Consider the following 26,169-nt stretch of genomic DNA (forward strand, 5'->3'; position numbering starts at 1 on the left):
TATTAGAATGATTACACTTTTATGAATATTACACAATTCCATACACTTACCGACAAATTATTTAATAAAATCGAGCTATTTTTAGATAATTATGTTGATGAACATGACATTGATTTGGACTATGAAACTAATGGTAATGTTATTACTATTAGTTTTCCTAATGGCAGTAAAATTATTGTTAACACTCAAGAACCCCTTTTCCAGATTTGGTTAGCTACACGTAAGCAAGGTTATCATTTTGATTATGTAAATGATAATTGGGTCTGTAATCGGACTGATAAACCTTTCGAGATAGTCTTTTCTGAATCTGTAAAAGAGCAATCAGCACAATAGCACATATAAAAACGGGAATTTAACTATAAATTCCCGTTTAATTATAAAATGTTATAAAATAGCTCAATACAGTCTACAATTTTACAATAAAGTTAGATTTGCCAATTTAATAACTAGCCATTTAATTCCTTCATTAACAAAAGCAATTTGGGCTCTCCTATGATCACCGTCACCATCAATACTAACAATAGTTCCTTCACCAAAACGGCTATGTAGCACTTTACGACCTAATCTATAACCATCATCATTTTGGCGAGCTTTTTTAGGATAAGATTTTTTAGGGTCATTATATTCTTTTCGATCAGATACCCTAATAAAGTCTTGATGGCTGATTTCGTTTAATGCATCAACGGGTAACTCATTTAAAAACCGCGAAGGTAAATTGCGCTCTTCACGCCCATATAGGCGCCTTATCTGAGCTAATGATAGTGTTAAGCGTTTACGTGCTCGAGTAATACCAACATAAGCAAGACGACGCTCTTCTTCCATTTTTTCAGGGTCTTGTGCTGATCGTTGATCTGGAAATACGCCATCTTCTAGTCCAACAATAAATACATTATCAAATTCAAGCCCTTTTGCTGAATGCAAAGTCATTAATTGAATTGAATTTTGTTCATTAATCACATCACGGCTTTCTAGCGAGGTATATGCTAAAAATGATTCTAAAACAGTCAATGTTTTACCCGTTTCATTATCTTGGATAATTGTATTTTCATTAGAATGATGAAACTGCTCAGCAGCCGATACCAATTCTTCAAGATTTTCTAGCCTTGATTGTCCTTTAATACCGGGTTCTTGTTCGTACATTTGTAATATACCCGATAGTTTAATAATCATATCAAGTTGTTTATAAACTGGTTGCGATTCCACTTTATCAAAGATAAATTCCATTAAATCTAAAAAGCGACTTAAGCCAGAGCATTGTCTTTCGCTCAATGCATTGGTTTGAATAAGCATTAAACAGGCATCCCATAATGAAATACTATGTTGCTTGGCGACGGTTCTAACTCTATCTAATGTAATAGTGCCAATCCCACGCGTTGGAGTATTAATCACCGCTTCAAATGCCATATCATTGTTGTGATCATGTAATAGTCGTAAATAGGCAAGTGCTAATTTGACTTCTTGTCGTTCATAAAAGCGAATTGAGCCATAAATTTGGTAAGGTAATCCCGCTTGTAATAATGTATCTTCAAATATACGTGATTGCGCATTACTGCGATACAAAATAGCACAGCTTGAGTAATTATCACCCTCTTGATGGCGCTTTTTAATTTGACCTGTAACAAACCTTGCCTCATCAATATCATTATAACCAATATAAAGCAAAATCTGTTCACCATCACCGCTATCTGTCCATAAATTTTTACCCAACCGCTTGCTATTTTGTGCTATCAACTTATTTGCAGCATCTAAAATATTATTAGTTGAACGGTAATTTTGTTCTAATCGAATAATTTCGGTTTCAGGATAATCATTGATAAACAATTGAAGATTATCCGCATTAGCTCCACGCCAACTATAGATAGATTGGTCATCATCCCCCACAATCATCACATTAGCGGTATTACCTGCCAATTTTTTTACCAATCGGTACTGAATCTTGTTCGTATCTTGAAACTCATCAATTAAAATATTACAAAAGCGACGGTGACAATAATTTAAAACTTCTTGATTTTGACAAAGGAGTTCGTAAGTTCTTAGAATTAACTCCGAAAAATCAAGATAACCAAGCTTATCACAAATGACTTGATAATCGTGATAAATCCTTTGCCACATAACTTGTTTTGGATCTTCAGGAACAATGTCATCTGCACGAAGCCCCTTTTCTTTCTGAGTAGAAATAAAGGCAGCACACTGCTTAGCTGACCACTGCTTCTCATCGATTTTCAACTCACGAAAAATTCGTTTAATAAGGCGAACTTGATCTTCCGTATCAATTAATTGAAAATTAGGTGGCAATTTAGCTTGCTCTGAAAACATACGCAATAAGCGATGAGACAAACCATGAAAAGTACCCACCCACATGCCATTAAAATAACCTTCGCCAACTAATGCTTGAATACGCTCCTGCATTTCAGCAGCCGCTTTATTGGTAAAGGTAACGGCAAAAATTGAACTTGGGGAATATTGCTTTTCAATACAAAGCCAAGCAATACGATGAACTAAAACGCGAGTTTTACCACTCCCTGCACCAGCAAGAACAATGGTATATTGATTATCAGTGGTGGTGGCATTTTTTTGCTCGGTGTTTAGCTCATCTAATAATGATTGACTAGTTTCCATTATATTCAAACCTATTTTGATAACAAAAAACACTAACCAACATTAATGTTGAAAATGTTAATATTTTTATCATATTTAAAGATATTTGGTTGACTGTAATCAAACAGGAATATAAAAACAAAACTATTAAGCGCAACACACCGTTACACTTAACACAATTTATCTTTATATAGGCTTACTGTCCATCTATACAGGTAAAGGTAAGATTATAGCAGATTATCCAATTCTAGCAATTGAGTTATTTCCATATGAGGTAAACATCTTGCATCATCAAGTTGAAAAATGTCACACTTATAGATATTAATAAAACAAGCTAAGAAGCCATTGTTGATAGCACCATTAACATCAGTCAATAGATTATCGCCTACATGTAAAATATGTTGTGATGGAATAGCTAACTTGTCAGAAGCTAAATCAAAAATCTCGGGAAACGGTTTTGAACGCCCATGTTCACCACCACGCAATGAAAATTGAAAATAATCCCCTAAACCAATTTGATTAATATCTACATTTCCATTAGTGATTACTGCCAAAGGGTATTTCGTAGCTAATTTTGTCAATAACGTATGTGTTGATTCTGGAACTTGCATTTTGTGCCGCCAAAAATTAAAGCATGATATTGATTCATCAATAATATCTGCAAATTTTTGTACTGGAATATCAGTTTTATTTAACAGCGATTTGATAGTTTGAAATCGCCAAACATTAACATCGTGATAAATTTCGGGATGAGATAAAAGCACAGTGTGCTTTTCGGCCAAATACTTGGATATTGTAAGCGTATGCAATTGCTCATAATTTTGGAGTATTTTGACCATTTCTTGTTCCGCTTTTTCAACAATCATGCTGTTATCGTATAACGTGTCATCGAGATCGAAAGTCAATGCTTTAATCGTATTAATAGATCGATAAAAGTGCATCGTTATTTTCTCCTTTTAGCTCGTGGATGGGCTGAATCATAAACTTCTGATAGGTGTGCAAAATCCAAATGTGTATAAACTTGGGTCGTTGATAAATCAGCATGTCCAAGCAACTCTTGTACTGCGCGTAAATCACCACTTGATTCTAGCATATGAGTTGCAAAAGAATGGCGTAATTTATGGGGATGAACATGACTGTTTAGTCCTTGTTTAACACCCCACTGAGCAAACCGTTTTTCAACATTTCGCGGTGAAATACGCTTACCTAATTTAGAAATAAATAAAGCATCATCTTGTGGCGCCAAAAAATCTCGCATTGATAACCAGTGTTTAATCCATTTGATAGATTCTCGGCCTAATGGTAATTTTCGCTCTTTATTTCCCTTACCCATTACACGAATTTCACCATCAACAAGATTCAATTCTCGACAGTTAAGGCCGACTAATTCAGAAAGGCGTAACCCAGAACCATACATCACTTCAAGCATAGCTCTGTCACGAACAGAAAGGGGATCGTTATGATCAATATCAAGCAATTGATTAATTTCGTCAATATCAATGTTTTTTGGTAAGTGTTGACCTAATTTTGGATTTAGCACGCCTCGAGCTGGATTGGCAGTAAGTAGTTCATTTTTAACCATCCAATCGCAAAAGCTCCGCAATGCCGATAATCTTAATGATAAGCTTCTTGCCTGTAAACCAGTGCGTTTACTACGACTAATCAATAATCTTACCGCAGATGAGTCTAAATCTTGCCATGTTGATAATTCTATCTCTTTCGCTAACAAAATAAGTGCATACAGCTGTCTTTGATAATTAATTTGAGTATTTAAGCTAAGCTGTCGTTCTGACTTTAAATAATTTAAAAATTGATCAACAGGTAACGTTAATGCAGTATTGTCATTTTGATTAGGCTGTTTCATGAGGGGATCCTTATTTTTTTCGCATAATCCATTTGCTAATTAAAATAGGTAAAATTTCACTCATTTTTTCAAGTAATAATGTTCCTTGCCCAGCTTGGTAATGTTGTAAATTAGCGCTAGTAAACATTAACAATCCTAAATCACCAAATTGCCCTAATAAAGATAAAGCAACCGATCCAACATAACCATGTTTAGGTAACAAAAAATCAAGTTCAGTTGAATTTAATGGTCCTAAATATTGTTGGTTATACTGTAAGTGCCTAACACGAATAAAATCGAATTGTGATGGATTTAACGCTAAATGATGATAATTTGATGGTGCACTAAGCAACCATTTATCATCAAAAAGATACAAATAAGCACCGCTAAGACCTAACGATTTTGCCCATGTATTTAATAACGCTATCAATTGATTTAGATCCTGAGCTTTAATCAACTCAATTTGCAAATCCATTAGTTGATTAAACAGCAATTCATTGGCGCTAGCATGCTCCATTAATAACGAGATTTCACACTCTAGCTGATTAATTTTGTTACGCTGACGAGCCATATTCCATTCAGGTAACGAAATTATTCCCCGTACTGGATGCGGCACTCGCATACATTCAACATGTCTAGCATTTCGTATAAAAAAATCTGGGTTATCAATAAGATATTGTGCCACAATTTCGTCATTTAACTTTACTGATGAAGGCTTCTGTTGAGCTTTTTTATCTTTTAAATTTTGTATATTTTCACCAACCATAATTAACATCTATTATATTATCGTATTATCACATTACGTTATGTTTCTACTGCTTTTTTGCTTTGCTATTTTCTATCAATTCAACCAACAAATGCAGGTAATTATCGATGATGATATGGCAGTTAAATTGCAATAAAACCATCATAAACATGTGTTGCAGGTCCTGTCATATAAAGTGGTTGATTACTACCTTGCCATTCGATCAATAATTTACCACCTGGTAAATTAACATTAACGCATTCATTTAATAAGCCTTGTTTGATACCAACTGCAACTGCTGCACAAGCACCAGTGCCACAAGCTTGTGTTTCGCCAACACCTCGTTCAAAGACGCGTAAATTAATGTTATTGCGATCAATAATATGCATAAATCCAATATTAGCACGTTCAGGAAAACGTTCATGCTGCTCTAACAGTGGCCCAAGCGTTGCAACTTGTGCTGTTACAATGTTCTCAACTTGAATCACACAATGAGGATTTCCCATAGAAGCAACACCACATAATACGGTTTGTTCTTGTGCACGAATGATATAAGTCTTTTCTTCTTTGATAGCTTTGAAAGGGATTTTACTAGGTTCAAAAATAGGCTCCCCCATATTAACTCGTATAGTTTCGTCCGCATTGACCGTTAAAACAATATTACCTTTCATTGTACTAACTTTTAATACCCGTTTGCGGGTCAATCCTTTTAAACGAACAAAACGCGCAAAACAGCGTGCACCATTACCGCATTGCTCAACCTCGGAACCATCAGAATTAAAAATACGATAATGAAAATCACTATCTGGCACATAAGGTGGTTCAACAATAAGCAATTGGTCAAATCCAACACCAGTGTACCTATCTGCCATGCGTTTAATCATTTCAGTAGAAAGATGAACATTTTGCGTTACGGCATCAATAACCATAAAATCATTCCCGAGCCCATGCATTTTTGAAAAGTTCATCGTTAGTTTACCTTCTATTATCAAACGTTTTATTTTGTTACTTGTTGCTTTCAGCTTCATTGTTAACCAGAATCGACTTAAAACCAGAAATACAGCTATTATTTATTAAACATTTCCAACACAATTTATCAAAATTATAAAACCGATTCACCACGCCATAAATCGTCAAAGGATTCTCGCTGACGAATTAATTTATGCTGTTGTTCATCAATGATCATCACTTCCGCAGGCCTTGGATGACTATTATAATTTGATGCCATACTAAAGCCATAAGCACCCGCACTGCAAATAACAAGCAAATCATCTTGCTTAACTGAAAGTTCTCGCTGATACGCCAAAACATCACTTGATTCGCAAATTGGTCCAACAACATTGTATACAAAAGACTCATCATCTGGTTTTGGTTGTTTTTCAGGTAAGACTCTCATCCAAGCATCATAAAGTGCAGGGCGAATTAAGTCGTTCATGCCAGCATCAACAATCGCAAAATGGTTACCCTCTTGATGTTTGGTATATTCAACCTTAGTAATTAACACGCCTGAATTAGCCACAATTGATCGCCCTGGTTCAAACAAAATTTCAATATCGGGGTAGTTGATCAACTTGTTTTTCAATTCTGTCACAAGTTGCGATGGCGTTGGTGGTTGTTCGTTATCATAACAAACGCCTAATCCACCCCCAAGATCAATATGCTCAATGGTAATATTATCAGCTTGCAGTTTGTCCACTAAAGCAAGTATACGATCAGTAGCATCAATAAACGGCGATAATTGCGTTAACTGCGAGCCAATATGACAATCAATACCAACAATATTAATATTTGTTAATGCACGGGCACGTTGATAAACCGATAATGCTAACTGATAGCTAATTCCAAATTTGTTTTCGCGTAGACCTGTTGAAATATAAGGATGCGTTTTAGCATCCACATCAGGGTTGATTCTTAATGAAATTGGTGCAATTTTATTTAACCTTTTAGCAACTTCATCAATTCGATATAATTCAGCCTCTGACTCAACATTAAAACATTTTATTCCGACCTCAAGCGCACGCTCAATTTCAATTATTGATTTAGCAACACCTGAAAAGACAATTTTTTTGGGATCGGCACCTGCTTTTAATACTCGTTCTAACTCACCTTGTGAAACAATATCAAAACCAGCACCTAATTTTGCAAGCAAACTTAAAACAGCTAAATTGCTATTTGCTTTAACGGCATAACAGATTAAATGATTTGTATTAACCAAGGCCTGTTCATAGGCTAAAAACTGCTCACGAATATGATTGGCTGAATAGACATATAAAGGGGTACCATACTGCTTAGCAAGATCTGCAATCGCTATTTGATTAGCAAATAAGCGATCATGTTGATAATTTAAAAAATCCATCGCTTTATTCCATTATGCAATTTTAATAAACAAATCAGATTGAATTGAGATTGTTGTTAATTTGGCTTGTTGCATTGCCGCTTTTTCATTTGGATGATAAAGAGGCCCCTTTAATCCACATCCCACTAATGCCAATATAACAAAACAGACAGAGAGTAATTTTATAGTTGATTTCATAATATTCGCAATTCTTTCCATTTTTTTATAATGCTATCTATATTACACGATAGGCACAATGCTGCAAAGCGCAAATAATCGCTCATAAATAAACAGAGATATAAAATTGGAGTGCAGTGCTGTTTTATCAAAAATAACATTATACTCCACCGCTAAATTATATTAGTGGAGCATGATGTATTTTTAATTGTAGATAGTGAATTTATTATTGATTTTTATTAATTTTAATATGTTGTAAATAAAGGATAATTGGTTTTTTCACCTATCTTTTTTAAGTGGTTTTGGGCAGTAATTATGTTATCTTGCCATTTTTCATCTTTTGCCCACATTTCTATTACCAATGGTGCAACATAATTCATAGTGCGAAGTGTTGCAAAAATAGCGGCAAAATCAACTTCACCTTCACCAATGACTAGATCCCTAAATTGCCCAGAATAATCAGCTTTAACTTTGCATGTGTCTTTTAAATGAATTTGGACAATATGATCACGACTTAACATAAGTTCAGTGCAAGTATCATAATTCCATCCAGTAATATTACCAACATCTGGATAAGCCATAAAGTAAGGCGAATCGATATTTTTTTTGAGGATTTCGAATTTGCTTAAACTGTTAAGATACGGCGTATCCATAATTTCAACCGCTAACATCACCCCTGCTCGCTCCGCTTGCTTAACTGCCCATTGCATACCTTGAATAAAGCGCTGATGTGTTTGTAAGTCAGCAGGTTCATAATAAACATCATAGCCAGCAAGTTGGATCACTCTTATTCCTAACTTATAAGCTAGCGTAATGGCTTTGTCCATAATGATTTGGGCTTCACTACGGATATCATTATTGGCTGAACCAAATGGATACTTACGATGTGCACTTAAGCACATGGAATGTAGAGGAATTCCGATTTTTTCGCATTGATGTCTGAGTGAATAGATCTCATCGTCAGACCAATCTAATCTGGCGCGACGTTCATCCGATTCATCGATAGAAATTTCAATGAAATCAAATCCTAAATCTTTAGTTACTTGTAATTTATCTTGCCATGATAATTCATTAGGTAAGGCTTTTTCATAAATACCAATACGAGGAGTATTTTTGATTTGATACAATGTTTTTGATCTATCTTTACTTTGCAACATGGTGATAACCTATTTTTTATATGAAAAGAAACCATGCAGCCGATTTGTTCAGCTGCATGCGGTTGTTACCAATATTTTGCGATCTGCTCTCTTAATGCTTGCGCCGTTTTTTGACCATTTTCATTAGCAAGTGCACGACCAGCAATAAAGGCTTTGGTTTTTATTCCCGCAAATAAATGGATATCTTCTGGTACAATTCCACCTGTAATTGATAATTCAAGACCTAAATCAGACAATTGACGCATTTTAGTTATATCATCTTCCCCCCAACCAATACCTGCTAGTTCTGCATCACGAGAGCGATGGTATATGGCTTGCTTAATACCAAGTTTTCGCCAAGCTTTGGCATCATCTAAAGTCCAGTGACCATACAATTCGATTTGAATTTCACCATTAAATTCATCAGCCACTTTTTTACATGCTTCTACAGTTGCAATATGAGCTGCAGCTGATACTGTTAGCCAATTGGCACCAGCTGAAAACGCCATTTTTGCCAATATCGCCCCGCCGTCAGTGGTTTTTAAATCACACACTAAAATATGATTTGGATAGAGTTCTCTTAACCGTTTTACACTTTGCATACCGGCACCAAACGCAAGAATGGTACCAACTTCAATGATATCAACAAATCCTGCTACATTTTTCGCCACATCTAGTGCAGCTGCTAATTCAGTTTGATCTAATGCTATTTGTAATTTAGGCGCTGTCATGTTGTTCTCCTTAATATTTGTTATTTTTGACCATAGTAAGCATTCGCACCATGTTTACGAAAATAGTGCTTGTCAGATAATGTTTGTTGTATTTTGATCGTTTGATTAAGTTGCCGAGTTGAAAGCGCCATCATTGCTACTTCTTCAAGTACGACAGCATTATGCACCGCATCTAAGGCGTTTTTCCCCCAACAAAATGGTGCATGACCTGATATGATAGCGCCAGGCATAGCAACAGAATCTAAGCCTCGGCGTTTAAACTCTTCTATTATTACTAATCCTGTATTTTTTTCGTAATCAGTTGCGATTTCACTATCGGTTAGTTCACGTGTACAAGGCACATCGCCATAAAAGTAATCAGCGTGAGTGGTGCCCAGTGCTGGAATATCTAATTGAGCTTGAGCCCAAATGGTAGCGTAACGAGAATGCGTGTGTACAATGCCGCCAATTAGTGGAAATGCTTTATACAACTCAATATGTGTTGCGGTATCACTTGAAGGATTTAATTTTCCTTCTACAATATCCCCCGTTAGTGAAACAACCACAATATCATCTACCTTCATATTGCTATACTCAACGCCAGAAGGTTTAATGGCGATAAGACCTTTATCGCGATCGATTTCAGATACATTACCCCAAGTGAAGGTAACCAAATTATATTTGGGTAGTAATAAATTAGCCTTTAAAACACGTTCTTTTAAAGCTTGGTACATAATTCAACCTCCATTTAATGCCTGATCAATAACGCCATAAACATCTTCTTTGGTGTTACAACGTCTTAATTTATCAAGATCGACTCCTGTTTCACTATTTTCATCATCTAAAATTTGAGTCACTTCCATTAATCCTTCCATATGCTGATCAGATGTGCTACCAGCTAATGTCACTAAGACATCAACAGGCTCATCTTCGCCATCAAAATAGACAGGATTTTTTAAAGTTACCAAAGCAAAAGCGGTACGATTTACACCATCTTCGGGCCTTGCGTGAGGCATGGCAAAATTTGGCGCAATAATAATGTAAGGTCCCATTGTGTTCACGCAGCGGATAATGGCATCGTAATAAGAAGGTTCTATTGCTTTAGAGGCAACTAACATATCAGTGCCCAATTTAACTGCTTCTTGCCAGTTTGATGCCTCAGCTTTGAGTAAAATAGAGTTATTTTCAATTAATGATTCTTTTAAAGCCATGGTGTACTCCTTAGTATTTAAAATCTATTTTAAAAGCACTTGCTCAATCAGTTTTATAAGCTCATCGCCAAAGGTTTGTGGGTTTAGCATATTTTGTACACCTAATGCATGTTGACCTTCATTAACCTCGATTTCATGAATAAGATGCTTAGAAGCGACGATGATATCGACATTTGGCAAACGTGATTTATAATCAGTCACCGCACAAGAATCCATTTCGTTTGGAATACCTTTTTTATTTAAATAATTGGCGATTTTCATTTTCATCATCATTGATGAACCTTGACCACTACCGCATACTGCTAAAATTCGCACTGGACGACCTTCACTCACAGCAACTTCATCCATTTTTTCAAGTACAGATTCGTTAATATCTTGTTGTTTGTCGTTTACTTCATTAGGTTGATTATTAAAATCAGCCTCTTCTTGACGTAGCTGTTTAGCTGCAAAGAACATATAAACCAATGCTAACGCAATAAGCACGTAGATAAATAAGTGAGAAATAGATAAACCTTGTAAAATTGGTGGGAATAAAATTGCCCAATCGGCCATTCCCATCCATGAATCAATTGGAGTGCCATTTTGAGCAAAAATATCGATCACCCAAGCAGAGCCTAATACTTCTATCATGCCCATAACAAAACAGATTTTCATTACCGCTTTCCAACCGCCGAAATGGTTAGCAAAAACCCCAATAGTCGCATTAGAGAAGAACATCGGTATAAATCCAGGAATAATCATGATTGGCGATTTAAAGATAAGCAATAAAGCAATCGCTAAAAATTGACCTAATGCCCCCCAAATAAAACCAAATACCATTGCATTGGGTGAAAAGGCATAAATTGCCGCACAGTCAATGGCTAATACTGCGTTAGGGATCAGCTTTTCTGAAATACCTTTGAAAGCTTCAGACAATTCAGCAACAAACATGCGTACACCACCAACAATAACTTGAATTGCGACGGCAAATTTAAGTCCTGTTTCAAAAATGTAGATAGTCCAATGGGTGGAACCAGCCATTGTTTGTAAATTATCTAACCCAAATGAGAGCAAAATAATACCGAAGAAAATTGTCATCACGATCGTGGTTGCTGCGATACTATCGTGAAAGATGTGTAACCATTTTGGTAATTTTAGATTATCAACTGTATCGTTTTTATCACCTAATTTTGGCGCTAATTTAACCGCAATCCAAGATCCTAGCTGTTGCTGGTGTCCTATTGAAAAGCCAGCTCCACCAGTTACCGCTTCGGTTGGCTTAAACATCATATTAGAAAATATTCCCCAATAAAGTGCGGTGATAATGGCCGAATAGATGATGGTTTCCCACATGCTGTAACCAAAAAGAAAGTAAAATAGTGCAATTAAACCAACCTGTTGGAACATAATATGGCCAGTTAACATAATAGTTCGAATACCGGTCAGGCGTCGAAAAACAACTAATAAAATGTTGATAGCTAAAGCGAGTAAAACCGCATAACCTACCCATGAATAGTTCTCACCCATGCCTTTTTCAACCGCTACCATTGATGCATAAGTATCAATAATTGAACCTTTAATTCCATGATATTCGGCCAATTTGGCAATAACTGGTTTAAACGTTGATACTAAAACTCCCGAACCAACCTGCAATAACATAAATCCGACAATGGTTTTAATTGTGCCTTTTAACACAGTAGTTAGATCTTTACGTAACAGACAATAACCAAGCATTGTTACCAAACCAAGTAATAAAGGCGCTTTTGTCATCACCTGACTATAAAAAATATAAAATACGTTATAGATTACTTCCATATGTCCCTCTCATCAGTTATTGACATTTTTATTGCTCTAACAGCACTCATCCCTGATATCGAGTTCCATTTAAATGTCTTTCATCAAGTTTCTTACAGACTGTAAAGTGAATGAATGAAACACTGCTCACTTTACGTTATTGTTATTGTTCATCTTCATTAATAATATTTGTTATATTCCACAATCAAAATAAATCATTCAATGATTATTTATGATTAGTTTGATGAAGATCACTGTTTTTATAAAATCAACACAGCATCTGTGACACAGATCACAACCTGATAAAAAATAACAAGCAAAAAACAAAATTAAAACTATTATTATCAACACATTAAATAATTAAATAATGAAAGTTAAAATTATAATAATTGACAATAATACAAATGAAAATTATTATCAAAATGATCATATTTAATCATTTAATAATATAAGAGGAAATAATGAACGAAATCGCACGGCATAACGAAATGGTGGCATTAGTTAATGAAAAAGGCATGGTTAAAGTAACAGAATTAATTGCCAACTTTGCTATATCACCAGCCACAGCAAGACGAGACATTACTAAGCTTGCTCAGGAAGGGCGAGTTAAAAAAGTTCGTAATGGCATTATGCGATTAGAAGAAGTAAAACCAATCTGGGCACCGATTGACAACAATAATACCGATCACTATCACGAAAAAGCTCGAATTGCGATTCGTGCAGCAAAACTGTGTAGTAGTGACGAAAATATTGTTATCAACTGTGGTTCAACAGCATTTTTATTAGGGCGTGAATTGTGTGGTAAAAATGTTTCAATTATTACTAACTACTTTCCACTCGCCTGTTATTTGATTGAGCATGATCATGAAAATGTCATCATTATGGGAGGGTTATACAACAAAACACAAAATATTATCCTTAACCCAGTTGCCAATATTACTGATTCTTATGTGGGCAAATGGATGTTTACTAGTGGCAAAACTTTAACGCCAATAGGTCTATATAAAAATGAAATTTTAGGTGCGGTTGCAGAACAGCAAATACTTGAACAAGTCGAAAAACTAGTTGTGGTAGTAGACAGTTCAAAAATTGATACTAAAGCCAATTCAGGCATGCTTTTTTGTCCAGTAAATAAAATTGATATTTTAATTACTGGAAAACAAGCTAATAAGGACGTGATCGAATGCATTAAGGAGCAAGGTGTTGAAGTTATTTTAGTTTAACTATTAAATTGTAAAAGGAACAAAGTATGAGTAAAGTGAATGAAATTACCCGTGAATCTTGGATACTAAATACATTTCCTGAATGGGGAACTTGGCTTAATGAAGAGATCGAAACAACAGAGGTTAAACCCAATACATTTACTATGTGGTGGCTTGCTTGCACAGGTATTTGGTTGAAATCAGCTGGTAATACCAATATATCTGTTGATTTTTGGTGTGGTACTGGTAAAAAAACTCACGCCAATCCATTAATGAACAAACAACACCAAATGATGCGAATGGGTGGAGTCCGTGAATTGCAGCCTAACTTAAGAACCAGTCCATTTGTCCTTGATCCTTTTGCAATTAAAGAAATCGATGCAGTGATGGCAACACATGATCATGCCGATCATATTGATGTAAATGTTGCTGCTGCGGTTATTCAAAACTGTTCACCAAAAGTAAAATTTATTGGTCCGAAAGCTTGTGTAGAATTATGGAAAAGCTGGGGCGTACCCGAAGATCGTTGTATTGTTGCTAAAGTGGGCGAAACCATTCAAGTGGGCGATATCACAATTCGCGTGTTAGACTCCTTTGATAGAACATCATTGGTAACTTTACCAAAAGGTGTATCATCAACCGATAAATCTATTTTAGATGGTATGAATGATAGAGCGGTCAACTATTTATTTGAAACATCTGGTGGTTCACTGTATCACTCTGGTGATTCTCACTATTCTAACTATTATGCCAAACATGGTAACGACTACAAAATTGATGTTGCACTACTGTCTTATGGCGAAAACCCTCGTGGCGTGACCGATAAAATGACATCGGCTGATATTTTACGGGCAGCTGAATCGCTTAATACTCAAGTTGTGATCCCTTTCCACCATGATATTTGGGCAAACTTCCAAAGCGATCCTCGTGAAATTGAAGTTTTATGGAAAATGAAAAAAGATCGTCTTGATTATCAATTTACCCCTTTCTTCTGGCAAGTTGGTGGTAAATATACTTACCCAACCGATAAACATAAAATGCATTATCAACATTATCGTGGCTTTAGGGATATTTTTATCGATGAGCCAGAATTGCCGTATCGCTCATTCTTATAATTGGCTAATGTAGCAATTCGACTTTAGCGTGTGGACGGATTCAAACAATAAATTTACCATCTACACGCAATCTAACTTAACATTATTAATCAAGCATTAATATACTTTTCACGATTTGGCAGCCAACAATCAACTAATTGCGCTGCACTTTGTGGGTGATTTTTTTGGATATCATAAGAGGCTTGTTGTACTTCACTAATCAAATGTTGATCACGAATTAGATCAACAACTTTAAAATTAGCCACTCCCATTTGCCTAGTTCCTAAAATTTCGCCGCTACCACGAAGTTCAAGGTCTTTTTGCGCAATAACAAAACCGTCATTACTTTCACGCATAACTTTCATACGCGCTTGGGCAACTTTGCTTAAAGGCGCTTGGTACATAAGCACACAATGCGATACCGCCGTTCCACGCCCTACTCGCCCTCGCAATTGATGTAATTGAGCTAAGCCTAAACGTTCGGCATTTTCGATAATCATTAAACTCGCATTAGGCACATCAACACCGACTTCAATAACCGTTGTGGCAACAAGTAGTTGAATCATTCCTGCTTTAAACTCTTGCATGACAGATTGTTTTAAATCTGATTTCATTTTGCCGTGTACTAAAGCAATATTAAGATGTGGCAATCTTTGTTGTAATTCTTCTACTAGTATTTCAGCAGCTTGGGCATCAAGCGTTTCGGACTGTTCAACTAAAGTACACACCCAATAAACTTGGCGGTTATCAAGGCAAGCTTGGTTGACACGTTCAATAATTTCATCACGGCGAGTATTAGGTATGACAACCGTTGTAATGGGGGTTCGTCCTGGTGGTAATTCATCAATGATAGAAACATCTAAATCTGCATATACTGTCATGGCTAATGTTCGAGGAATCGGCGTTGCAGTCATAATTAATTGGTGTGGATGAAAGTTATTTTTAATACCTTTTTCCCAAAGAGTTAAACGTTGGTTTACACCGAAGCGATGCTGTTCATCAATAATGACTAATCCTAACGAAGCAAATTCAACTTTATCCACAAACACTGCATGCGTACCAATTAACATGGTGATTTCACCATTTTTAATACGTTCATAACGAAGCTGCTTATTTTTAGCGGTTAATCGACCTGATAACCATTCAACGCTAATCCCTAACGGCGTAAACCAATGATTGAAATTGTTATAATGCTGTTCGGCTAATATTTCGGTCGGCGCCATTAACACCACTTGATTACCGTTTTCAATCGCATTTAATGCAGCTAAAGCAGCAACTAATGTTTTACCAGAACCTACATCACCTTGAATTAACCGCATCATGGGCACAGCTTTGGTCATATCTTGATAGATATCTTGCACAACTCGTTGCTGAGCACGGGTCGGCGTAAAAGGTAATGAGTATAAAAAAGGCTTAATTAAGCGTTGGCTTGGATAAAATGAATGTGATTGCTGGTTTTGGTTATGTTTTTTTATCAGCAACATACTTAAATGATAAGCAATTAACTCTTCAAAAATAAAACGTTTAATCGCAGGATGCTCACCCGATTCTAACTGCGTAATTTGAGTGCTAATCGGTGGGTTATGAATAGTATTTAAACAATCTAATATTGGTAAAAAATGACTAGCCAGTTGTGGAGGTAAAATTTCAGCTGGTGGGTTATTTTTCAAAAGCAATAATGCCGCCATAATTGATCGCCTAATTATAGCTTGAGATAAACCATAAGTAGTTGGGTAAATTGGCGTATACCTTTCTTGGTCACTATCTAAAGTAGTGCTTTTATCATCGCGATTAGCTTTAAGCTTAAATTGTGGGTGAATAATTTCAAAGTGATTTTTACCGCGTTTTATTTCACCATAAGCACTGATCCATTTACCTTTAATTAGCGAAGCCTTCATGCTAGCAGTAAAATGTATAAATCTTAATATAGCAATCCCTGAATCATCTTGAACATAGCAAATGAGCATTTGCCGACGGTTAAATGTGAGTTCACTTTTGATAATTATGCCTTCTATTGTGGTGAATTCACCAATAGTGACATCACCAATAGCACAAGATGAAGTACGATCTTCATAACGCAAAGGAAAATGCAATAGTAGATCTTTGACAGTATAAATTCCTAATGTATTGAATTTTTTTTCTAGACTTGCACCAACCCCTGTTAGTTTTATCAACGGTAAATGGTCAAAAAGGCGATTTATCATAATGATTAATTTATATTTCGCGTAACACTCACTACATCTGGTTGTAATGACATTTTACGAATTAATTCATTAAGTTGTTGTGTATTTTTTACTTCTATTTGCAAGATGACGGTATAAATTTGTCTATCTTTTTCTTCAGTATTTAACCATTGCAGGCGAGTATGTTCATCATTAATAATTGACAGAATATTTGCCAAAGAGCCTTGAGTGTTTAGAATATCAATCCAAATTTCAGCAACAAAACGTTGAGAAATATCTGGCGCCCATTTCAATGAAATATATTTTTCTGGTTTTTTTTGATAACCAGCAACATTTCGGCAGGATTCGTGATGGACAGTTAAGCCCTTTTCTGGACTAACATGCCCAACAATAGGATCATTAGGAATAGGGTGACAACATTTAGAAAACGTAACTAAAACACCTTCGCTACCAGTAATAACCAATGTTTTATTCGGTTCTGATTTACTTTGTAATAACCCTTTATGCTCTAAACCTTTGACAATAAAATAACTCATAATATTGCCAAGTCCAATTTCAACCAAGACATCATCAAAAGAGGATTGTTTAGCTAATTCAATCACTCTAGCTTTTTGACTTGATGATAACGCATTAATACCGCCTGACTTAACTAACGAAAGATTGAGTAAACGTCGGCCTAATTCAATGGCATCTTCACGTTTTAATGTTTTAAGTGCTTGGCGAATACGCGACTTCGCTTTAGCACTAACCACAAAATTTAACCAATTTGCGTTAGGGTGCCCTTCTGGCGAAGTAATGATTTCAACCGTTTGTCCACTGCTTAACGGTTGTGATAGTGGATAAGGTTTACGATCAACAAGCGCACCAATGCATTGATAACCAATATCAGAATGCACGGCATAAGCAAGGTCAACAGCAGTTGCGCCTTCAGGTAGCTGAACAATACGTCCTTTAGGTGTGAAAACATAGATTTCTTTAGGAAATAAATCTGATTTTACGTTTTCAATAAATTCGAAAGAATTTCCTACACTTTGTTGTAGTTCTAACAGACTTTGCATCCAACGTTGTGCTTTAATTTGTGCTGTTGTGTTGTTTAATTCATCATTTTCGTTATATGCCCAATGTGCAGCAACGCCCATTTCTGCCATTTGATCCATATCTTCAGTGCGGATTTGTACTTCAACAGGTGTGCCATGAGGCCCAATTAATGATGAATGTAATGACTGATAACCATTTGCTTTTGGAATTGCAATATAATCTTTAAAACGATTAAGCCGCGGTTTATATAAATTATGCACAAGACCTAGCACACGATAGCAAGCATCTACATTTTTAACCACAATTCTAAAAATATAAATATCCATAATAGAGTGAAAATGCTGCTCTCGCATTTGCATCTTTTGATAAATGACATAAATATTTTTTTCTAATCCTTCAACTTCGGCATCTATACCTGCTTCAGCTAAACGATTTCTGATTTCAGATAAAATTTGTTGAATAAGTTCTTTTCTTGTATTTCGTGCTACTTTAACAACTTTTTCAAGTACTCTAGCACGATTTGGATGCATTGCTGTAAAGCCCAAAACCTCGAGTTCGGTTTTTATATGGTGAATACCCAAACGGTGAGCAAGTGGAGCATAAATTTCTAATGTTTCTTTTGCTATACGACGGCGTTTATCTGGCCTTAATGCCCCTAGCGTGCGCATATTATGAGTGCGATCAGCAAGTTTAATTAAAATAACACGCACATCTTCGGTCATGGCCAGTACCATTTTCCGAAAATTTTCAGCTTGAGCCTCTTGCCTGCTACGAAATTTTAATTTATCAAGTTTAGAAACACCTTCAACTAAAATAGCGACATGTTTACCAAATTTATTGGTAATATCTTGAAAGGTGACAGGGGTATCTTCAATGGTATCATGCAAAAGCGCAGCAATAATTGTTTCATAATCAAGCCGCATATCTGCTAAATATGTTGCAACAGCAACAGGATGAGTGATATAAGGCTCACCACTACATCGGAATTGTCCTTCATGAGCATTTTTAGCAAAAAGATAAGCATCTTGAATCAATTCGACTTGTTTAGGTGGAAGATAAGATACAACAAGCTCTTTTAAGCTATCAAAATACTCCATGAGCAATTCCTGTAAAGCTACAGTTTATTCGTACGATGGCGTGTTTTCTAGAAGAATCGATTCATGAAGTGTTGCACGTACTTCAGCTTCTTCATTTTGGCGTGTTTCGAAGTCAGCAACATCAAGGATTTGTTTGTTAACAAGCCCTTCTTCAATTTCACGTAAAGCGATAACCGTTTCTTTATCGTTTTCTTCTGGAATAAGTGGTGATTTATTTTCAACTTGTAGTTGACGAGCGCGTCTTGCTGCTACAATAACGAGATCAAAGCGATTACCAATTTTTTCTACTGCATCTTGAACAGTTACACGTGCCATTTTTACCTCTAATATTGTTTACTAAAATACTTATTTAAAATGATCTATTATTCTACTTAAATTTATAGGGGATTGTCTATATTAATATTGGTTTATATATCGAAATTGAAAAATCCAAATTGCTTAGACAAATAAATCCCCTTATTAATGTTATCAATAGTAATGGCGACTAAATTAATTCCCCATCATCTTTATTATCCATATGTTCCCTACTTTGAACTAATTTAACCGCAAAATAAAGGTCATAGGCAAACTCAATATGCTCATCATCAAGCTTTATATTCATTTGTTTAAACCAGTTTTTAAGCGTTTTTCGACGACCTGATAAAATTAAAATAATGTTTCTTACTTTTAAAGACCTCACTAACTCATCGATCCCCGACAACACACTAACATCTTTGTAGGTAAAACAAGCAATCGCATCAACTATTACATAGTTTATTGGCTCATCAGCCTCATCAATATAACTAATGATTCTTCGCTTAAAATAGGCAATATTAAAATAGGTCAGCGGAGAGTTGAATCGATAAATCATAGTATTACTGAGCGGTTTTACATCTTGACCGAGTGAATGAATTCGACCACTTGCATCAACACCTAGCAGCTGATCTTTCGGTCTAAAAACCCGTCGTAAAAATAAAAATAGCCCAAGTAACACAGCTAGCGCCATGCCGGGAATAATTCCAATAACTAATACTGAAACAAGTGTTGTTAAGCTTAAATAAAATGCATCTCGATCAAATTTAAAAAAGCGAATGATTGTTTGAAAATTAATTAATGAAATTGAAGAATAAATTAAAATCACCCCTAATACACAAGTTGGAATATACTGCAAAGGGGAAAGCAAGAACATTACCACAAAACCGATTAAGATTGCGGCAATAATTGAAACTAGTTGCGTTTTACCCCCATTGGCATCATTGACAGCTGTTCTTGATGATGTACCACTAACTACAAAACCTTGTGATAGCCCTGCTGCAATATTAGCGATACCTAACGCCTTAAATTCGACATCGGCATTGGTTTCATAGTTATTTTTAGAGGCAAAACTGCGTACAGTTATCATCATACTAACAAAACAGATGATAGCGATATTAAGCGAAGGAACAACTAAATCACGCATTAAACCTTTATCAAAATCAAGCCATGATTCGGCAGGAATAAAATCACTGCTCACATTACCTATAATACGAATATTAAAATGATCAAAATTAAACAACCATGAAAATATCGTCATCACAATAACAGCTAGCAGTGGCCCAGGATATTGTGGTCTTAATCGCTTTAAACCGACTAAAATCAGCAAAGTAAAAAATGAAACTAGTGCTGTTGCTATATGTATTTGGGGTATTTTAAATGGAAAATAAACAATTCGCTCAATCAAATAGGAATAATCATAACCAAACCCGAGTGTTTTAGCTAATTGATCAACCATAATAGTAATTGAAATACCATTAAGCAAACCAATTAAAATAGGTTGACTAAGTAAATCAGCCAACGCACCTAGATGCAACTTTCCGGCAATGATACACCAAATACCTATCATAATTGTTAATATAATAACCAATTGCCAACGCAATACGGGATCATTAGCCGCTAACGGAAACACAACAGCAGCAACCACTGCACAAGTTGCTGTATCAGGCCCAACAATTAGTTGTCTAGAAGAGCCAAAAAGCGCATATACAATTAAAGGTAAAATAGTTGAATACAGCCCTGCTATTGCGCCAACTCCTGTCAATTCAGCATAAGCAATGGACACAGGTAACGAAACAGCAGCAACCGATAAGCCCGCTTTAAGGTCAAAAGTAAAATATTCTCGTTTATATCGTAATAAACTGCCTAACCCTGGCATCCACGAAGTTATTTTTTGAAAAAAAGTACTATATAAAAACCTGCCCATACTGCTTATTTCCCTGCTATACTCATATTATCAATCAAAATTGAACCACATTGAATACTGGTTCTTGTTTCAAGATCATTACCTATTGCGACAATATTTTTATACATGTCTTGCAAATTACCGGCAATAGTAATTTCATTAACTGGATATTGAATTTTTCCATTTTCAACCCAAAAGCCAGTAGCCCCACGTGAATAATCACCCGTCACACTATTAACACCTTGCCCCATCAACGAAGTCACCAAAATGCCTTTATCGAGTTTTTTAAGCATATCATCAAAACTTATATTATTTTGGCTTGGCGATACAAACCAATTGTGAATACCACCGGCATGGCCTGTTGATGTTAAGCCCAATTTACGTGCAGAATAATTGCCTAACAAATAAGTTTGCAGCACACCTTGCTCAACAATATTACGCTGAACGGTTTTGGTGCCCTCACTATCAAAAGGCGAAGAACCCACCCCTTTTAGAATATAAGGATCTTCATAAATGGTAAACCAGTTTGGAAAAATAGTTTGTCCAATGCTGTCTAATAAAAATGAGGATTTACGATAAATAGCACCACCACTTATAGCGCCTACTAAATGCCGAATAAGCCCAACAGCAACTTCAGCACTAAATAGCACAGGAGCTTGCATTGTTGCAATTTGCTTCGCTCCCAAATGAGAAATTGCCCTATCTGCTGCCTCAATGCCAACTGTTTCAGCTGGTTTTAATTCATTAAAATCGCGTGATGAGCTATATGCATAATTGCTTTCCATTTGCCCTGTTTGCTCAGCAATAACTGAACATGAAAGTGAATGAGAGCTTGCGCAATAACCTTGTAGCATTCCTAAACTATTACCATAAACATAAACGCCATAGCGACTACTAAAATAACCGCCATCGCTATTGACTAATTTTGAATGATTTAGCGCAGCTAGCTCAGCCTGTTTTGCTTGCTCAATAGCATTATCGACATTCAAATCACTAGGATAAAATAGATCTAAATCAGGCGGATCAAATGCCATTTGGCTTATATCGCCCAAACCAGAGCAAGGATCGGGTGATGTATATTGCATAATATTAATAGCCATATCTATCGTCTGTAAAATAGCCTGAGGTGATAAGTCATTAGTTGATGCACTACCTTTACGTTGATTTTGATAGACCGTAATAGATAACGCACCATCACTATTAAATTCAACATTCTCGGTTTCGCCCATGCGTGTGCTAACATTAATACCTGTTGACTTATTAATCGACACCTCAACTTCATCAACACGTGACTTTGCTTGCTTTATAGCGTTATCAACAATTGCCGATAAATTTTCTTTTTGATTTATTGCTTCTTTTTTAATTTGTTCAATACTCATCTTATTATTTTCTACAATTATGCTAGTGATACGTTATAATATGCCAGAATTAAATATTAGTTAACAAAAGAAATAACATGAATCACAATCAAGAGACAATCCTAGAACCCAACTTCTCTATTGACATTGAAGATGATGAAATTATCTATGTCAGTAAAAGTGAAATCAAACGCGATGCCGAAGCCCTAAAAAAATTAGGTATCGAACTTGTCAAGTTGAGCAAAAACGAACTTGAAAAAATTCCTCTTGATGAAGATCTTATTTATGCAATTGGGCTTGCTCAGAAAATAAAAAAAGAAGGGTACCGCAGGCAAATTCAATATATTGGCAAATTACTACGCAATAGAGATATCGATCCTATTAGCCAAGCGCTTGATAAACTCAAAAATCGCCACAATCAACAAATTGCCCTATTTCATAAACTCGAAAAGCTACGCGACGATCTGATTACAACAGGCGATGCGGAAACCATTATCGGCTTATATCCAACAGCTGATCGCCAGCAACTGCGCACTTTAGCTAGACAAGCTAAAAAAGAGCAAGATGCTAATAAACCTGCAAAAGCGGCAAAACAAATTTTTCAATATTTAAAAGAATTGAGCGACACTGAATAATCTTTATAATGTGCGCTTATTATTCACAAACACTATATAAACTTAGATAGAGGATACAAAAATGGGACTTTTAAATGTACCAGCAGGTAAACAATTACCAGATGATATTTACGTTGTGATTGAAATTCCAGCTAATGCTGATCCAATTAAATATGAAGTTGATAAAGACACTGGCGCTGTATTTGTTGACCGTTTTATGGCAACAGCAATGTTTTACCCATGTAACTATGGTTATATAAATCACACATTATCATTAGATGGCGATCCTGTTGATGTATTAGTTCCTACGCCATACCCATTACAACCAGGTTCTGTTATTCGCTGTCGCCCAGTTGGTGTATTAAAAATGACAGACGAAGCAGGACAAGATGCAAAACTTGTTGCTGTACCTCACAGCAAACTATCAAAAGAATATGATCATATTAAAGACGTTGATGATTTACCTGAATTGCTCAAATCACAAATTAAACACTTTTTTGAACAATACAAAGCGTTAGAAAAAGGTAAATGGGTGAAAGTTGACGGCTGGGATAATGTTGATGCAGCTCGTAAAGAAATAATCGAATCATTTGAACGAGCTAAAAACAAATAAAATTGAGTTATAAAAAATAGTTGTAAAAAACCATAAAATAATATTTTATGGTTTTTTTATAAATGCACAAATATTTAACCCCATCCACCTTACAAAAGTTGACTTTTATCAATTAATAATTAGTTATTTTAATAACTCCATAAAAACTTCATTTATAAATAAAAAATTACAATTAATTTCTTGCTTTCGATTATAATTTGTGCGGTAATAGTAAAGGGTAAATAACAAAGTCTGAAATTATGAAAACAATTTACTCTGTTAATTTAGTTTTAAGTATTATTACAGTGTTAATTCATAATCAATACAATGTTCAAGCCCATACGAGCCCAAAAGGCTAATTATTAATTATTGTTAGGATGTCTAGTAAATGAATAAGAAAACAGGCCAAGTAAAATGGTTTAATGAAAGCAAAGGTTTCGGTTTTATTACCCCTGCGGATGGAAGTAAAGATGTATTTGTTCATTTTTCTGCTATTTCAGGAGATGGTTTTAAAACCTTAGCTGAAGGACAACAAGTTGAGTTTGCTATCCAAGATAGTCCTCGTGGACCAGCTGCAGCTGAAGTTGTTGTTATTTAATTAAACTTAATATTTTATTTCCATAATATAGCAAAACACTCACTCAAAAAGTGGGTGTTTTTATTTATAAAGCCTAAAAACAACTTTTTTAAAGTGTATCATAAAAAAGCGACCCGTAAGCCGCCTTTTTAACAACACTATAAAAATTAATTATTTTTTAGAAACAACTGCAATTAAATCTAATACTTTGTTTGAATAACCCACTTCGTTATCATACCAAGAAACAAGTTTTACAAAGTTGTCGCTTAATTGGATACCTGCTTTAGCATCAAACACAGATGTACAAACTTCACCTAAGAAATCAGTAGAAACAACATCATCTTCAGTATAACCAAGAACGCCTTTCATTGGGCCTTCAGCAGCTGCTTTGATTGCTTTACAGATATCTTCGTATTTAGCAGGTTTTGCTAAACGAGCAGTTAAGTCAACAACAGAAACATCTGGTGTTGGAACACGGAAAGCCATGCCTGTTAATTTACCATTTAATTCAGGAATAACTTTACCTACAGCTTTAGCAGCACCAGTAGATGAAGGAATGATGTTTTGAGCCGCACCACGACCACCGCGCCAATCTTTATGAGATGGACCATCAACAGTTTTTTGCGTTGCTGTTGTTGCGTGAACAGTTGTCATTAATGCTTCAACAATACCGAAGTTGTCATTGATAACTTTAGCTAAAGGCGCTAAACAGTTAGTTGTGCATGATGCGTTAGAAACAATATCTTGACCTGCGTAGTCTTTATCATTAACACCAATAACAAACATTGGCGTGCTGTCTTTTGAAGGGCCAGTTAAAACAACTTTTTTAGCACCCGCTTGAATGTGTTTACGTGCTGTTTCATCAGTTAAGAATAAACCAGTTGCTTCAGCAACAACATCAACACCAACTTCGTTCCATTTTAAGTTTGCAGGATCTCGCTCAGCAGTAACACGAATTGTTTTACCGTTAACAACTAATTTACCGTCTTTAACTTCAACTGTACCGTCAAAACGACCGTGAGTTGAATCATATTTAAGCATATAAGCCATATAATCAACATCTAATAAATCGTTGATAGCAACAATTTCAATGTCTGAACGCTTTTGGGCAGCGCGGAAAACAATACGACCAATACGGCCAAAACCATTAATACCTACTTTGATTGTCATAACAGTTACCTTCTTTTATGAGTTTTTAATGTAAAAATACCTTTGTGTAAACTATCAAATTTTAAGGATTTATTCAAGAAAATTCAAAACAATTCAACTTTAATTAATTAAATAGATTACAATTAACACAATTAGCGTTTATTAAAACTAATAAAATCATATTGTTAATTATAAAATATCGAATTTAGTAAACTAGTTTGAAATAAAAATCCACAATTAAAAAACTCATTAATGGATTAATGATTAAAACGTCAAATAAATCCATTAACATTTTGTTTTATATAATTTAAAATCCAAGCATTGATTAGTTACACACCATTTCAATTAAAGTGCCTATCACACTTTTGGTTTTTTAAATGCCCAAACGGTATAGACTCCTGAATATTTTTTACAAAATAAACTTCAAAATGCACCAATAAACAGCCCACTTGATGTGGGGCGGCTGTTTTTTATTGCTTGGCTAGCTTTTTATAACTTAAGTCTGATTTTTTTAGGTTTTTTACATAAACAAGGTACGTT

Annotated in this window: 24 protein-coding genes; 6 read left to right on the top strand and 18 right to left on the bottom strand. The window is 35.4% G+C overall.

The window, feature by feature from the left end; genetic code table 11:
- The first annotated feature begins 21 nt into the window (after positions 1 to 21).
- Positions 22 to 333: an iron donor protein CyaY gene (gene cyaY / locus GA0061080_RS00710; protein WP_065635521.1), complete on the top strand. Its 312-nt coding sequence runs from the start codon at positions 22 to 24 to the stop codon at positions 331 to 333.
- Positions 334 to 414: 81 nt separating this feature from the next.
- Here cyaY and uvrD read toward each other — a convergent pair whose 3' ends face one another.
- The 12 genes from uvrD to GA0061080_RS00770 form a co-directional block, all read right to left on the bottom strand.
- Entirely contained in the window at positions 415 to 2,619 is a 2,205-nt protein-coding gene (uvrD, locus tag GA0061080_RS00715) for a DNA helicase II (RefSeq protein ID WP_091119353.1), read from the bottom strand.
- Positions 2,620 to 2,825: 206 nt separating this feature from the next.
- Positions 2,826 to 3,539: a 5-amino-6-(5-phospho-D-ribitylamino)uracil phosphatase YigB gene (gene yigB / locus GA0061080_RS00720; RefSeq protein ID WP_065635519.1), complete on the bottom strand. Its 714-nt coding sequence runs from the start codon at positions 3,537 to 3,539 to the stop codon at positions 2,826 to 2,828.
- Positions 3,540 to 3,541: 2 nt separating this feature from the next.
- Positions 3,542 to 4,462: a tyrosine recombinase XerC gene (xerC, locus tag GA0061080_RS00725; RefSeq protein ID WP_091119357.1), complete on the bottom strand. Its 921-nt coding sequence runs from the start codon at positions 4,460 to 4,462 to the stop codon at positions 3,542 to 3,544.
- Between the two features lie 10 nt (positions 4,463 to 4,472).
- Positions 4,473 to 5,207, bottom strand: coding sequence for a DUF484 family protein (locus GA0061080_RS00730; RefSeq protein ID WP_209435676.1), 735 nt, complete (start codon positions 5,205 to 5,207; stop codon positions 4,473 to 4,475).
- A gap of 122 nt (positions 5,208 to 5,329) precedes the next feature.
- On the bottom strand, positions 5,330 to 6,154 hold the full coding sequence (dapF, locus tag GA0061080_RS00735) for a diaminopimelate epimerase (protein ID WP_091119361.1): 825 nt from the start codon (positions 6,152 to 6,154) through the stop codon (positions 5,330 to 5,332).
- Positions 6,155 to 6,288: 134 nt separating this feature from the next.
- Positions 6,289 to 7,542, bottom strand: coding sequence for a diaminopimelate decarboxylase (gene lysA / locus GA0061080_RS00740; protein ID WP_091119364.1), 1,254 nt, complete (start codon positions 7,540 to 7,542; stop codon positions 6,289 to 6,291).
- 12 nt (positions 7,543 to 7,554) lie between these two features.
- Positions 7,555 to 7,719, bottom strand: coding sequence for an LPS translocon maturation chaperone LptM (gene lptM / locus GA0061080_RS00745; RefSeq protein WP_167349154.1), 165 nt, complete (start codon positions 7,717 to 7,719; stop codon positions 7,555 to 7,557).
- 224 nt (positions 7,720 to 7,943) lie between these two features.
- The gene (locus tag GA0061080_RS00750; protein WP_439330211.1) at positions 7,944 to 8,825 is read right to left on the bottom strand and encodes an L-ribulose-5-phosphate 3-epimerase; all 882 of its coding nucleotides are present in this window, start codon (positions 8,823 to 8,825) and stop codon (positions 7,944 to 7,946) included.
- A gap of 95 nt (positions 8,826 to 8,920) precedes the next feature.
- Positions 8,921 to 9,565 (bottom strand): 3-keto-L-gulonate-6-phosphate decarboxylase UlaD, encoded by a 645-nt coding sequence (locus GA0061080_RS00755; RefSeq protein ID WP_091119378.1) that lies wholly within the window; start codon positions 9,563 to 9,565, stop codon positions 8,921 to 8,923.
- Between the two features lie 20 nt (positions 9,566 to 9,585).
- Positions 9,586 to 10,278 (bottom strand): L-ribulose-5-phosphate 4-epimerase, encoded by a 693-nt coding sequence (locus GA0061080_RS00760; protein WP_091119383.1) that lies wholly within the window; start codon positions 10,276 to 10,278, stop codon positions 9,586 to 9,588.
- Positions 10,279 to 10,281: 3 nt separating this feature from the next.
- Positions 10,282 to 10,755 (bottom strand): PTS sugar transporter subunit IIA, encoded by a 474-nt coding sequence (locus tag GA0061080_RS00765; RefSeq protein ID WP_091119387.1) that lies wholly within the window; start codon positions 10,753 to 10,755, stop codon positions 10,282 to 10,284.
- Between the two features lie 24 nt (positions 10,756 to 10,779).
- A complete protein-coding gene (locus tag GA0061080_RS00770) occupies positions 10,780 to 12,549 on the bottom strand; it encodes a PTS ascorbate-specific subunit IIBC (protein ID WP_091119390.1) in 1,770 nt (589 codons plus the stop codon).
- Positions 12,550 to 12,989: 440 nt separating this feature from the next.
- On the opposite strand from GA0061080_RS00770, the gene ulaR reads away from it, so the two are divergent.
- Together ulaR and ulaG are read left to right on the top strand one after the other, a co-directional pair.
- A complete protein-coding gene (gene ulaR / locus GA0061080_RS00775) occupies positions 12,990 to 13,751 on the top strand; it encodes an HTH-type transcriptional regulator UlaR (protein WP_091119394.1) in 762 nt (253 codons plus the stop codon).
- Between the two features lie 26 nt (positions 13,752 to 13,777).
- A complete protein-coding gene (ulaG, locus tag GA0061080_RS00780) occupies positions 13,778 to 14,845 on the top strand; it encodes an L-ascorbate 6-phosphate lactonase (protein WP_091119398.1) in 1,068 nt (355 codons plus the stop codon).
- 89 nt (positions 14,846 to 14,934) lie between these two features.
- Here the strand turns inward: ulaG and recG are convergent, their stop codons facing one another.
- The 5 genes from recG to pmbA all read right to left on the bottom strand — a co-directional run bounded on the left by recG (position 14,935) and on the right by pmbA (position 22,718).
- Positions 14,935 to 17,028 (bottom strand): ATP-dependent DNA helicase RecG, encoded by a 2,094-nt coding sequence (gene recG, locus GA0061080_RS00785; RefSeq protein ID WP_091119402.1) that lies wholly within the window; start codon positions 17,026 to 17,028, stop codon positions 14,935 to 14,937.
- Positions 17,029 to 17,033: 5 nt separating this feature from the next.
- Positions 17,034 to 19,142: a bifunctional GTP diphosphokinase/guanosine-3',5'-bis pyrophosphate 3'-pyrophosphohydrolase gene (gene spoT, locus GA0061080_RS00790; RefSeq protein WP_091119406.1), complete on the bottom strand. Its 2,109-nt coding sequence runs from the start codon at positions 19,140 to 19,142 to the stop codon at positions 17,034 to 17,036.
- A gap of 24 nt (positions 19,143 to 19,166) precedes the next feature.
- The gene (rpoZ, locus tag GA0061080_RS00795; RefSeq protein WP_091119409.1) at positions 19,167 to 19,457 is read right to left on the bottom strand and encodes a DNA-directed RNA polymerase subunit omega; all 291 of its coding nucleotides are present in this window, start codon (positions 19,455 to 19,457) and stop codon (positions 19,167 to 19,169) included.
- Between the two features lie 169 nt (positions 19,458 to 19,626).
- Complete coding sequence (locus GA0061080_RS00800) at positions 19,627 to 21,360, bottom strand: SulP family inorganic anion transporter (protein ID WP_209435677.1); 1,734 nt, start codon at positions 21,358 to 21,360, stop codon at positions 19,627 to 19,629.
- A gap of 5 nt (positions 21,361 to 21,365) precedes the next feature.
- On the bottom strand, positions 21,366 to 22,718 hold the full coding sequence (gene pmbA, locus GA0061080_RS00805) for a metalloprotease PmbA (protein WP_091119413.1): 1,353 nt from the start codon (positions 22,716 to 22,718) through the stop codon (positions 21,366 to 21,368).
- A gap of 77 nt (positions 22,719 to 22,795) precedes the next feature.
- On the opposite strand from pmbA, the gene yjgA reads away from it, so the two are divergent.
- The 3 genes from yjgA (at position 22,796) to cspE (ending at position 24,501) form a co-directional block, all read left to right on the top strand.
- Entirely contained in the window at positions 22,796 to 23,332 is a 537-nt protein-coding gene (gene yjgA / locus GA0061080_RS00810) for a ribosome biogenesis factor YjgA (RefSeq protein WP_091119417.1), read from the top strand.
- A gap of 61 nt (positions 23,333 to 23,393) precedes the next feature.
- Complete coding sequence (gene ppa / locus GA0061080_RS00815) at positions 23,394 to 23,924, top strand: inorganic diphosphatase (protein ID WP_091119420.1); 531 nt, start codon at positions 23,394 to 23,396, stop codon at positions 23,922 to 23,924.
- Positions 23,925 to 24,291: 367 nt separating this feature from the next.
- A complete protein-coding gene (gene cspE, locus GA0061080_RS00820; RefSeq protein WP_025315032.1) occupies positions 24,292 to 24,501 on the top strand; it encodes a transcription antiterminator/RNA stability regulator CspE in 210 nt (69 codons plus the stop codon).
- Positions 24,502 to 24,651: 150 nt separating this feature from the next.
- Here cspE and gapA read toward each other — a convergent pair whose 3' ends face one another.
- On the bottom strand, positions 24,652 to 25,650 hold the full coding sequence (gene gapA, locus GA0061080_RS00825) for a glyceraldehyde-3-phosphate dehydrogenase (RefSeq protein WP_091119424.1): 999 nt from the start codon (positions 25,648 to 25,650) through the stop codon (positions 24,652 to 24,654).
- Positions 25,651 to 26,169 lie beyond the last annotated feature (519 nt).

The sequence above is a fragment of the Gilliamella intestini genome, assembly GCF_900094935.1.
GTDB lineage: Bacteria > Pseudomonadota > Gammaproteobacteria > Enterobacterales > Orbaceae > Gilliamella > Gilliamella intestini.